Consider the following 11,127-nt stretch of genomic DNA (forward strand, 5'->3'; position numbering starts at 1 on the left):
TCCTAGTGTCGGCGCAGGTGAAGACGCTGCGATTTCTGGACGAAACCGACAATAACCCGCATCCGGCATGGACGCAAGAAACATCATGATTCGCATGTTGCTTCTGTTACTCCCGATAAGCGCGTCGATCTAGCTGCGCGCCGCCACGCCGGAGGTCCATGTCACTCCCGCTCCGACGGACATCTTCTTCACCGTGAACCCGTTGTCCGCACCGTACTGGAGAGCCTGTGCGGGCAATTCGGGATCGGTGCTGAGTGCCAACACTGTGGGGCCTGCCCCGGACAGCACTGCTGCCACCCCACAACGCCGCAGGACGGCGAGGTATTCCGCCGACGCCGGCATCGCGGGGGCACGCTGCGGCTGGTGGAGCACATCCTCGGTGGCCGCCATCAACAGATCGGGCCGTTCGGTGAGCGCGACGACCAGCAGCGCGACGCGGCTGAGGTTGAACCGGGCGTCTGTGTGGGAGACCTGCTCAGGCAGCAGCACCCGCGTCTCCGCCGTGGACGAGCGCACCTGCGGAATGGCCGCGAACACCGTGATGTCGGGGTGCAGCCGGATCGGCGCAGCGGCGTACCGCGGCTCTCCGTCCCCGGCTTCGGTCCAGGACACCACCGCGCCACCGAGCACCGCGGCGGCGGCGTTGTCCGGGTGCCCTTCGAACTCCGAGGACACCTGCACCAACCGCTCCGGCGACATCGGATCGGAATCGGATTGCACGGCAAGGCCGTTGGCAGCCGCCAGTCCGCCGACGACTGCCGCGGCCGAGGAGCCCAGTCCGCGAGAGTGCGGAATGTCGTTGCGGCACCGCACGATCAAACCGGGTGCGGCCATTCCGGTCTCACGCAGGCCACGCTCAATGGCACGCACCACCAGATGCGATGCGTCCAGCGGAACCTGGCCCGCGCCTTCCCCCTCGACCTCGACGACAAGACCTGATTCTGTTGTCTCGATGACGATTTCGTCGTAGAGGCTGAGCGCCAGCCCCATGCTGTCGAAGCCGGGTCCGAGATTGGCGCTGGAGGCGGCCACCACGGCGGTGGCCGCCAGACCGGGCGGCAGGGTGCGGGTCACGGTCAACGGGTCCTAAACCAGACCGAGCTTGGCGACGACCGCGACCGGGTCGACGGGCACGGGGATGACCGCGGGCATGCCTTTGAGCGCGGTGTCGGGGTCTTTGAGTCCGTTGCCGGTGACGGTGCAAACGACAGTGGAACCCTTGGCGACCCAGCCGTCTTCGATGGACTTCAGCAGGCCGGCGATGCTGGCCGCCGACGCCGGTTCGACGAACACCCCTTCGGCACGGGCGACCAGATGGTAGGCGGCGAGGATCTCCTCGTCGGTGGCGGCCAGGAAGCGCCCGTCGGACTGCTGCTGCGCCTCCACTGCCGAAGTCCACGACGCGGGCGAACCGATCCGGATCGCGGTCGCGATGGTCTCGGGATCGCTCACCGGCTCACCGAGCACCAGCGGCGCGGCCCCGGCCGCCTGGGTGCCCAGCATGCGGGGCAGCCTCGTGGCAAGACCGTCGCGGTGATACTCGGTGTAGCCCTTCCAGTAGGCGGTGATGTTGCCGGCGTTGCCGACCGGAAGCGCATGCACGTCCGGGGCGTCACCGAGCGCGTCGACGATCTCGAACGCCGCGGTCTTCTGGCCCTCGATGCGGAACGGGTTGACCGAGTTGACAAGTGAGACCGTCGGGAAGTCCGCAGTGAGCTTGCGGGCCAGCTCAAGGCAGTCGTCGAAGTTGCCGTCGATCTGGATGATCTTGGCGCCGTGCATGACCGCCTGGGCCAGCTTGCCCATCGCGATCTTGCCCTGCGGCACCAGCACCGCGCATGTGATCCCGGCGCGGGCTGCGTAGGCGGCGGCCGAGGCGGAGGTGTTGCCGGTCGACGCGCACAGCACCGCCTGCTGCCCGCGCGAGACCGCCTCGGTGACGGCCATCGTCATGCCACGGTCTTTGAACGAGCCGGTCGGGTTGAGCCCCTCGACCTTCAAATGCACGGTGCAGCCGGTGTATTCGGACAGCCGAGGCGCCGGCAACAGCGGGGTGCCGCCCTCGCGCAGCGTGATGGTGGTCCAGCTGTCCTCGATGGGCAGCCGGTCCCGGTATGCCTCGATCAGACCGGGCCAGGGCTGATGCACGGCTCGGGTGGTACTCACTCTGTGGTCCCTTCCATCCGCAGGACGCTGTTGATGCTCTGGACAACCTCGAGATCGGCGAGGGCCTCGACGGTCTCGGACAGGGCCGCATCGGCGGCCTGGTGGGTGACCACGACGATGCGGGCGCCGCAGCGCTGACCGCCCTGGTCGACCATGCCTTCCTGACGCACCTCGGCGATGCTGACCTCGCGCTTGCTGAACTCGGCCGCGACGGCGGACAGCACGCCCGGACGGTCGGCGACGTTCATGTTGACGTAGTAGCGCGTCGGGATCAGCCCGATGGGCGCGACCGGCAGCTTGGCGTATTTGGATTCGCGCGGGCCGCGACCGCCCTGCACCCGGTTGCGCGCGGCCATCACCAGATCGCCGAGCACCGCCGACGCGGTCGGCGCGCCACCGGCGCCCTGACCGTAGAACATCAGCCGCCCGGCGGCCTCGGCTTCGACGACGACCGCGTTGAACGCGCCGTTGACGGAAGCCAGCGGATGCTCCAGCGGCACCAGCGCCGGGTACACCCGCGCCGAAACCCGTTGTTGCCCATCATCGGTGGTGAGCCGCTCGCAAATGGCGAGCAGCTTGATCGTGCAGCCCAGCGCGCGTGCGGAGGCGAAATCGGCCGAGGTGACCTTGGTGATGCCCTCGCGGTGGACGTCGTCGGCGCTGACCCGGGTGTGGAACGCGATCGACGCCAGGATCGCGGCCTTGGCCGCCGCGTCGTAGCCCTCCACGTCGGCGGTCGGATCGGCCTCGGCGTACCCGAGCGCGGACGCGTCGGCGAGTGCGGAGGCGTAGTCGGCGCCGGTGCTGTCCATCTCGGACAGGATGTAGTTGGTGGTGCCGTTGACGATGCCGGCCACCCGCAGCACGGTGTCGCCGGCCAGCGACTGGGTCAGCGGGCGGATCACCGGGATGGCACCGGCCACGGCCGCCTCGAAGTACAGGTCGACGTGTGCGTGCTCGGCGGCCTGGGCCAGCTCACCGGCGGCCACCGCCATCAGCGCCTTGTTGGCGGTGACCACGGACTTGCCCTGTTCGAGCGCGGCGAGGATGGCCTTGCGCGCGGGCTCGACCGGGCCCATCAGCTCGACGACGATGTCGACGTCGTCGCGCGAGACGAGTTCGTCGATGTTGTCGGTCAGCATCTCCACCGGCACGCCGCGGTCGGCGTCGACGCGCCGCACCCCGATCCCCCGGACCGCCAGCGGCGCCCCGATGCGCGCGGTCAGGTCGGCGGCGCTCTCGCTGATGATGCGCACCACTTCGCTGCCCACGTTGCCGAGCCCCAGTACGGCTACGCCGATCTCGTCACTCACCGCTTCACCTCACTCACTTCCAGACTCAAGAGGTCCTCGACCGTCTCCCGGCGCAGGATCAGGCGTGCCCGCCCGTCGCGCACGGCCACCACGGCCGGCCGGCCGATCAGGTTGTAGCGGCTCGACATCGAATAGCAGTATGCGCCGGTGGCCGCGACGCCGAGCAGGTCCCCCGGCGCCACGTCGTCGGACAACCACGCGTCACGCACCACGATGTCGCCGCTCTCACAGTGTTTGCCGACCACCCGAGACAGGGTCGGCGCCGAGGCGCTGTTGCGCGACACCAGCCTGACGTCGTACTCGGCGCCGTAGAGCGAGGTTCTGATGTTGTCGCTCATCCCACCGTCGACGCTGACATAGCGCCGATTCTTGTCCGCGGACACCGCCACGTCCTTGACGGTGCCGACCTCGTAAAGGGTGATGGTTCCCGGGCCCGCGATGGCACGACCGGGCTCCACCACCAGCCGCGGGGCGGGCAGCCCGACGGCGGCGGACTCGTTGCGCACGATCGTGAGCAGCTTGTCGGCGAGCTCACCCATTGGCGGCGGATTGTCCTGCGGCAGATAGGAGATGCCAAGTCCCCCGCCGAGGTCGACGATCGACATCTGCGAGGTCTTCTCCACACCGAACTCGGCCACCACGTCGCGCAGCAGCCCGATCACCCGGTGCGCGGCCACCTCGAAGCCGGCGACGTCGAAGATCTGGGAACCGATGTGGCTGTGCAGGCCGACCAGGCGCAGATTGTCGGTCTCGAACACGCGGCGCACCGCGGCCATCGCCGCGCCGCTGGCCAGCGACAGCCCGAACTTCTGGTCCTCGTGCGCGGTGGAGATGAACTCGTGGGTGTGGGCCTCGACACCGACGGTGACCCGGACGAGCACGTCCTGGACCACACCGGCTTCGCCGGCGATCCGGTCGAGCCGGTCGATCTCGATCATGGAGTCGACCACCACGTGACCGACACCGTGTTCGACGGCGGCCGTCAGCTCGGCGACCGATTTGTTGTTGCCGTGCAGGGCGATCCGGCCGGGCGGGAAACCGGCGTGCAGCGCGACCGCCAGTTCACCGCCGCTGGCGACGTCGAGTGAAAGGCCTTCCTCGTCGATCCAGCGCGCCACCTCGGTGCACAGGAACGATTTCGCGGCGTAGTGCACGTACTCGCCGCCGCCGAATGCGGCAGAGATCTCCCGGCACCTGGACCGGAAATCGTCCTCGTCGATGATGAATACCGGGGTGCCGAACTCCGCGGCGATCTCGGTGACCGGCACTCCGGCGATCGATACGACACCGTCGTCGCCGCGAACGGCGTGCTGCGGCCACACATTCGGCGCCAGCCGGAGAACGTCGGCAGGCTGCTCGGGGCGGTCCGGTGTCGCCACGGGATGCACCTCGTCGGCGTGGCGCGGACCGGCCGGATGGGCGATCACATCCGCTCCGGGGCGCTGACGCCCAGGATGGCCAGTCCGTTGGCGATGACCTGGCGGGTCGCCGCGCACAGCGCCAGCCGCGCCGCGTGCAGCTCGCCGGGGGCCTCGTCGCCCTGGGGCAGCACCCGGCACGAGTCGTAGAACCGGTGGTAATCCCCGGCCAGATCCTCCAGGTAACGCGAAACACGGTGCGGTTCACGCAGATTCGCCGCGGTCCTGAGTACCCGGGGGAACTCGCCGATGTTGCGGATCAGCGTGCCCTCCTTGTCGTGGGTGAGCAGGTCCAGGTGTGCGGTGTCGGCGACGACGCCCAGTTCGGCGGCGTTGCGGGCCAATGCCGAGAGGCGGGCGTGCGCGTACTGCACGTAGTAGACCGGGTTCTCGTTGGACGCCGAGGACCACAGCTCCAGGTCGATGTCGATCGGGGTGTCCACCGAGCTGCGGATCAGCGCGTAGCGCGCCGCGTCGACCCCGATGGCGTCGACCAGGTCGTCGAGCGTGATCACGGTGCCCGCGCGCTTACTCATCCGGACCGGCTGCCCGTCGCGGAGCAGGTTGACCATCTGGCCGATGAGCACCTCGACAGTGTCGGGGTCGTCACCCAGAGCCGCCGCGGCCGCCTTGAGCCGGGCGATGTAGCCGTGATGGTCGGCGCCGAGCATGTAGATGCACAGGTCGAAGCCGCGCTTGCGCTTGTCCAGGAAATACGCGAGATCACCGGCGATGTAGGCGGGCTGGCCGTCACTCTTGATGACGACGCGGTCCTTGTCGTCACCGAAGTCGGTGGTGCGCAGCCAGACCGCACCGTCCTTCTCGTAGATGCTGCCGGTCTCGCGCAACTTGGCGATGGCCTGCTCGACACGGCCGGACGTGTGCATCGAGTCTTCGTGGGTGTAGACGTCGAAGTCGGTGCCGAACTCGTGCAGCGATTCCTTGATGTGGTCGAACATCAGGTTCACCCCGATCGACCGGAACGTCTCCCGCATCTCGGCCTCGGGCAGTGTCAGCGCCCCGGGTTCGTTGGCCAGGACCTGCGCGGCGATGTCGGCGATGTAGGTACCGGCGTATCCGTCCTCGGGGGTCGGCTCACCCTTGGCAGCCGCGATCAGCGAGTTGGTGAAGCGGTCGATCTGCGCGCCGTGGTCGTTGAAGTAGTACTCGCGCACCACCTCGGCGCCCTGCGTGCTCAGCAGCCGGCCGAGCGCGTCACCGACGGCGGCCCAGCGGGTGCCACCGATGTGGATCGGGCCGGTCGGGTTGGCCGAGACGAACTCCAGGTTCACCTTCTGGCCGCCGAGGACCGCGGAGTGCCCGTAGCCGGCGGCCGCGGCGATCACGTCGCCGACGATCACGTTCTGCGCGGACGCCTCGATGCGCAGGTTCACAAAGCCCGGACCGGCGACCTCGGCCGCGGCGATGCCGTCCTTGTCGGCCAGCGCGGCGGCCAGCCAGCCGGCCAGCTCGCGGGGGTTGACGCCGACCTTCTTGCCGAGTTGCAGCGCGAGGTTGGTCGCGTAATCACCGTGCTCGGGGTTACGCGGACGCTCGACGGTGACGGTGGCGGGCAGCGCGGCGGCGTCGAGGCCGTGCTCGGCCAGCACCGCGGCAGCGGTGGCCTTGAGCAGCTCGGCCAGATCGGCGGGGGTCACGGGGAACCATCCTATGGTCTGGGCTCTTCACGAACCGAATCCGTTTCCACTGCCGGCATGCGCTACGCTATCGGAGCCCAACGGCGCAGCTGTTCAGCTCGCGCCCCCGTAGCTCAGGGGATAGAGCGTCTGCCTCCGGAGCAGAAGGCCGCAGGTTCGAATCCTGCCGGGGGCACTCTCAAAAGAGAGGCTTGACCTGCAGTGACGCACAGTCCGGACACCGCATTCGGCCCGCTTCCTGGCCTGTGTGTCACGAGGTTGTCACAACCCGGATGGAACTGCTCGTAACGATCTCTCCCAGCGTCTGACCCGCTGCCGTCAGGGCATCGTCCTGCGAGTGCGCGTAGATGCGGGCTGTGGTCTCGGCGTCGGCATGTCCGAGCCACTTCGCGATCACCGCGAGCGGCACCCCACGCAGATGCATCGCAGTACCGCATGAGCGTCGAGCGTCGTGCAGGCGGATCGGCCGCACCTTCGCCGTCTTTGCCAGCTTGCGCCACATTCGCGTCAGGGTGTCCGGGGTGTACGGCGCCCCGATCTCGTTGACGGCGACATACCCGCTGTCGGTGTGCGCTGCTCCGAGAGCGAGGCGTTCGGCGGCGTAACGGGCTGACGCGCGGCGCAGGACAGCGACCAGGCCGTCGTCGAGGGGCAGGGTGCGCCGCGATGAGGCCGTCTTGGGGTCGTTCTCCACCACGACGCCGGCGCCCGCCTGGACGCGGCCGCGGGCGATCGTCAGCGTGCCCGCCGTCAGGTCGATGTCGTCCCACCGCAACCCGGCGATCTCGCCGCGCCGCAACCCCGTTAGCGCCAAGTACCAGAGATGCCCGTTGCGGTCATTGTCGGCAGCGCGCAGCACTTGCCGGATCTCTTCGGGTGTGTAGGTGGCCATCTCTGCGCGCACCCGCGGCACTTTCCGGATTGCGGCCGCGACGTTGCCTGACAACTCGCGGCGTTCCACGCCGTAGTCGAGCACGGCGCGCCACGCATCGACCGCTTTGTTGACCGAACGCGGCGACCATGTCGAGCGCGTCGCGCCCTTCGCCGTCACGGTGCCGCCGTCGCGCAGAGCCACCAGAAGCTTGTCCAGATCCGGCCGCGTGAGTTTCTGCGCGGGCATACTGCCGTGCCGCTCCCGCAGCGGAGCCAGCAGGTAGGTGTAACCGTTGATCGTCGTGGCCCGAGCGTTGTGGAGCGACGTCAGCCAGTCGCTGCACAACTCTTCGACTGTCACTGCCTTGCGTGCAACGAAAGTGCCGGCGGCAGCGTGGGCGGTGATCTCGGCGAGCGCGTCGCGCGCCTGCTCTTCGCGGGTGTAGCGGCGGCGGACCTGTCGACGCTTACCCGTCTGTGGGTCGATGCCGGCGTCGACCGTGACCTGATAGCGCACAACGCTTTTGCCCGTCTTGCGGTCGGTGACTTCGATTTTCTTGATCTGCGGGGGAAGCTGGCGCCTACTCATCTTCTGCCCATTCCTCGGTGGTTTTGTCGATCAGGTGATCAGTCCGCGCGAGTCGGTTAGTCAGATCCGCGATGTGCTTTATCTGTCGCGAATCGTCAGCCTGCTGGCCGAGTAGTTCGAAAGTGGCCTTGGCTTGCTCAAGTTCACGGTGGGTCGCGGCCCGCTGCCGCGTTAGATCAAGTACGAGTGCCGGCGGTGATGCTAAACCAGCTTGTGCCGGAACAGTATTCGGATCGTACGCATCGTCACCAGTGAACCATGCGAGCGCAGCGGCTGTTGTCGCCATCTGGCCCGGTAGAAATTCGATCTCTTGGTCGGGATGACCACCAAGAATCAGTGACAGGGGCGGGACTTTGAGCGCCGCCGCAATCGTCATCAGTTCGGCAATATCCAGCGACTGTTTCCGGCCGGACTCGTAGTTCGCAATTTGCGATCGCGTGATCGGGTATCGCAGGTGTTCTGTTTCGTCGGCGACTTGCTGCGCAGACATTCGCCGGCCGGCACGCGCGCTTCGTATCGCCTGGCCGATGCGCGCGTGCAGACCCTGCGACCACCCCTCAGCCCCGCCGCGTTGTGTCATAGCGACACACAGTAACGCAGTCTTGTGCAAACGACAACGATGCGATACAACTTGATCTGAACAACACAGATGCGCCGTTTCCTGTGTAACCACGACACAGACAGGTTGGACACATGGCCAATATCGCCGCGCCCCCCGACGCCCGACTCCATGACTTGAATGAAGTACAGCAGCGACTAAACGTAGGCCGGTCAACGGTTTTCGCGCTGATCACTTCTGGCGAACTCCGCAGCGTGAAGATCAGAAACCGCCGGCTGGTATCTGAGTCCGCGCTCGTCGAGTTCATCGACCGTCTCGAAGCGAACACCATGCAGCGCAGCGACGACCAGCGCGAAGTCAGCGCGTGACCACCGAAGCCCACCAGATCGCGGCACGCCTCGCGGTAGCAAGCGAAGTGTTCCCGATCAAGAGAACCGACGACTGGGACTCCCGCGCCGACGTGACCGCAGAAGGCGACGTCATCACGGTTGTCGTCACAGATCACCTTGGCCGCGGCAAGCGCGAGTACCGGGCTGTCATCCAGTGCGTCGCCGAGAGTGCCCACGCTCCGGGCCAGTGAGCGGTTGGTGCGTTGATGTCCGGGAATGAGTTCGACGGGTTCGCGCTCGTCGACCGGGAACGCAGCGCTTGCCTGTGCGACGTCGGGTCAGCCGGCTACGTGCTCGCGGTCGCTGTCACCGACGACGGCTACGACACCTTCTGGATCGTCGATGAATCCGAACTGCACGCCGAGCAGCCGACGCACGGTAACGCCAACCAGCCACACGAACAGGTCGGCGCGCTGCCCGAGCGCTGGCGCGAGCGCGTCGCATGGTCAGCCCCGTTCCGCTGCGGCCGGCCCACCAAGAAGAAGCGACCCTGCCGGATGCCAGTGGCCCAGGCCGGCGACGCTTGCGAGTTCCATCGCGCCGCCAGGGCAGATGCAGAGCGGCAGACGGCATCGTGAAGCCCCCCGACTTTTTGATGGTGCTGCCCGCCGACATTGGCCGCGTCGGTGTGCTCGGCGCCACCATCCTCGCGCTGGTCCGATACGTGACGACGCTGCCGGGTGAAACGAACGGCCGCAAGATGGTCGACGGCGAAATGTGGTGGCGCGCATCGCACGACGACATCGGCCAGTCGTTGGGTGGTCTACACCGTGATTCGATCCGCCGAGCGGTGCTCAAGCTGCAAGGCGCGGGCGAACTACTGGCCAGGGCGCCGGTGGACACGTTCTACGGCGACCGGGCGCAAGCGTACCGAGCCCCTGACCTCCCATTACGCGGAATGCAACAAGGGTCTGACCTCCCATTACGCGAAAACGCCGAATCCATTACGCGGAATGCAGCAAGCAGCTGCGGCGAAACACAACAAGCAGGTGCGGCGAAATCGCCGAATCTTCCTATATCTGAAGAACTGAATAAAGAAGGGAGGGAGAACGCGCGCGCGGCAGAGGCTGAACCGCTCGACGTGGAAACCGTCCCCGACACAGGTGACGAACCCCCACCCCCAGATTTTTCCGATGAGGAACCACAACCGCTCGACGTCGAGGAAATCGAACCGGCCATCCGCGAACTAGTCGCTCAACGCATCGACGGCACGGACGCGATCGACGGCGAAGTAATCGACGATGACTCCGACCCCGAACCGCAGCCCTACTGCGATCTGCACATGCCCCACGGCACCGACAACAGCTGCGGCGCGTGCGGCCGGCGCAGAAAGCTGCGCGAGAAGTGGGAGCGGCGACAACAGGCAAGCTGGCTGAAAGGAGTCTTCTCGACGACGGCCGAACCAGCGCAGCCGCCGGTACGTCGGCAACCAGCGCCCGAACCAGCACCCAGACCTGAACCGCCGGAGTGGATCCCCGGACCCGATGGACGACCACGCTGCCGCCGCCACGGCCACCGCAAGGTGGCGCCGGCCAACTGCACCGAATGCCGCGATGCCGCGATCGCAGCCGGGGAATCGGCATGAGTCGCCGTGTCGCCGTCGAGCAGGCCGCGCGCGAGGAACGAGCGTCAGCGATTCGCCGGTGCCGGCGCTGCGACCCATGCGGCTGGCGACTCGCCCCGGACCGCACACCCATCGACCCCGCCGTCCGCTGCGACCACGGCGCACCGACCGCACCACCACCCGCGGTTCGGGACATTACCGAGCCCCATCCACCAACCCGAGGACAAACAGTGATCGCCCCCGTCGCGCTGGTCTGCCACCGCAGCACCCAGACCGGGCCGATCACCGTCGAAGCGACGTATTGGGAGACCACCGAGCAAGCGCGACAGGCCGAAGCCGAACTGACCCCGTGCGGCCCGTTCTGCATCGGCGTTCACAGCGCCGTGCGCCTCGACCGCGGGCCGGACCGCAGACGCCGGCCGTCGTTGAGGACCAGGACGACGAGCACCACCGGCGCCGACGGAGCAGCCACATGAGTTGCCCTGTGTCAAGCCGCCCTGGGTTGATCCTGGTTGATCAGCTTTTGGAGGGCCCTGTGTTGGGTGGGATCGTAGGCGACTTCGTCGTGCCAGCAGTGCCAGAGGATGTAGAGCCAGGC

The 11,127-nt window shown here is 67.4% G+C and carries 12 protein-coding genes and 1 tRNA gene; 6 read left to right on the forward strand and 7 right to left on the reverse strand.

The window, feature by feature from the left end:
• Positions 1-129: 129 nt before the first annotated feature.
• From thrB to argS, 5 genes are read right to left on the reverse strand one after another with little or no spacing between them, the layout of a single operon-like run.
• The gene (gene thrB / locus ACXMYJ_RS23900) at positions 130-1,074 is read right to left on the reverse strand and encodes a homoserine kinase (protein WP_260754634.1); all 945 of its coding nucleotides are present in this window, start codon (positions 1,072-1,074) and stop codon (positions 130-132) included.
• 12 nt (positions 1,075-1,086) lie between these two features.
• Positions 1,087-2,166, reverse strand: a complete 1,080-nt coding sequence (gene thrC / locus ACXMYJ_RS23905) for a threonine synthase (protein WP_260754635.1) — start codon at positions 2,164-2,166, stop codon at positions 1,087-1,089.
• Complete coding sequence (locus ACXMYJ_RS23910; protein ID WP_260754636.1) at positions 2,163-3,479, reverse strand: homoserine dehydrogenase; 1,317 nt, start codon at positions 3,477-3,479, stop codon at positions 2,163-2,165. The genes thrC and ACXMYJ_RS23910 overlap by 4 nt, the downstream gene beginning before the upstream one ends.
• Positions 3,476-4,858, reverse strand: coding sequence for a diaminopimelate decarboxylase (gene lysA / locus ACXMYJ_RS23915; RefSeq protein ID WP_260758219.1), 1,383 nt, complete (start codon positions 4,856-4,858; stop codon positions 3,476-3,478). Before lysA ends, ACXMYJ_RS23910 begins: the two co-directional genes overlap by 4 nt.
• A gap of 44 nt (positions 4,859-4,902) precedes the next feature.
• Positions 4,903-6,555 (reverse strand): arginine--tRNA ligase, encoded by a 1,653-nt coding sequence (argS, locus tag ACXMYJ_RS23920; protein WP_260754637.1) that lies wholly within the window; start codon positions 6,553-6,555, stop codon positions 4,903-4,905.
• Positions 6,556-6,657: 102 nt separating this feature from the next.
• Here argS and ACXMYJ_RS23925 point away from each other — a divergent pair.
• Positions 6,658-6,730, forward strand: a tRNA-Arg gene (locus ACXMYJ_RS23925).
• Between the two features lie 75 nt (positions 6,731-6,805).
• Here ACXMYJ_RS23925 and ACXMYJ_RS23930 read toward each other — a convergent pair.
• Together ACXMYJ_RS23930 and ACXMYJ_RS23935 are read right to left on the reverse strand one after the other, a co-directional pair.
• Positions 6,806-8,017, reverse strand: coding sequence for a tyrosine-type recombinase/integrase (locus tag ACXMYJ_RS23930; RefSeq protein ID WP_460359031.1), 1,212 nt, complete (start codon positions 8,015-8,017; stop codon positions 6,806-6,808).
• The gene (locus ACXMYJ_RS23935; protein ID WP_460359032.1) at positions 8,010-8,597 is read right to left on the reverse strand and encodes a helix-turn-helix domain-containing protein; all 588 of its coding nucleotides are present in this window, start codon (positions 8,595-8,597) and stop codon (positions 8,010-8,012) included. Before ACXMYJ_RS23935 ends, ACXMYJ_RS23930 begins: the two co-directional genes overlap by 8 nt.
• A 113-nt stretch (positions 8,598-8,710) precedes the next feature.
• On the opposite strand from ACXMYJ_RS23935, the gene ACXMYJ_RS23940 reads away from it, so the two are divergent.
• The 5 genes from ACXMYJ_RS23940 (at position 8,711) to ACXMYJ_RS23960 (ending at position 11,005) form a co-directional block, all read left to right on the forward strand.
• Positions 8,711-8,944 carry a helix-turn-helix domain-containing protein gene (locus tag ACXMYJ_RS23940; RefSeq protein WP_460359033.1) on the forward strand — a complete coding sequence of 78 codons (234 nt, stop codon included), beginning with the start codon at positions 8,711-8,713 and terminating at the stop codon, positions 8,942-8,944.
• Positions 8,941-9,156 carry a hypothetical protein gene (locus ACXMYJ_RS23945; protein ID WP_460359034.1) on the forward strand — a complete coding sequence of 72 codons (216 nt, stop codon included), beginning with the start codon at positions 8,941-8,943 and terminating at the stop codon, positions 9,154-9,156. The genes ACXMYJ_RS23940 and ACXMYJ_RS23945 overlap by 4 nt, the downstream gene beginning before the upstream one ends.
• 15 nt (positions 9,157-9,171) lie before the next feature.
• Complete coding sequence (locus tag ACXMYJ_RS23950; RefSeq protein WP_460359035.1) at positions 9,172-9,543, forward strand: hypothetical protein; 372 nt, start codon at positions 9,172-9,174, stop codon at positions 9,541-9,543.
• The gene (locus ACXMYJ_RS23955; protein ID WP_460359036.1) at positions 9,540-10,550 is read left to right on the forward strand and encodes a hypothetical protein; all 1,011 of its coding nucleotides are present in this window, start codon (positions 9,540-9,542) and stop codon (positions 10,548-10,550) included. The genes ACXMYJ_RS23950 and ACXMYJ_RS23955 overlap by 4 nt, the downstream gene beginning before the upstream one ends.
• Before the next feature lie 209 nt (positions 10,551-10,759).
• Positions 10,760-11,005 (forward strand): hypothetical protein, encoded by a 246-nt coding sequence (locus ACXMYJ_RS23960; protein WP_460359037.1) that lies wholly within the window; start codon positions 10,760-10,762, stop codon positions 11,003-11,005.
• The last annotated feature ends 122 nt before the right edge of the window (positions 11,006-11,127 follow it).

The organism is Mycobacterium sp. ZZG (assembly GCF_054786995.1).

Coding starts and splice junctions, on each gene's coding strand:
- ACXMYJ_RS23950 (WP_460359035.1), top strand. CDS start 9,172: ATGTCCGGGAATGAGTTCGACGGGTTCGCGCTCGTCGACCGGGAACGC.
- ACXMYJ_RS23930 (WP_460359031.1), bottom strand. CDS start 8,017: ATGAGTAGGCGCCAGCTTCCCCCGCAGATCAAGAAAATCGAAGTCACC.
- ACXMYJ_RS23935 (WP_460359032.1), bottom strand. CDS start 8,597: ATGACACAACGCGGCGGGGCTGAGGGGTGGTCGCAGGGTCTGCACGCG.
- ACXMYJ_RS23940 (WP_460359033.1), top strand. CDS start 8,711: ATGGCCAATATCGCCGCGCCCCCCGACGCCCGACTCCATGACTTGAAT.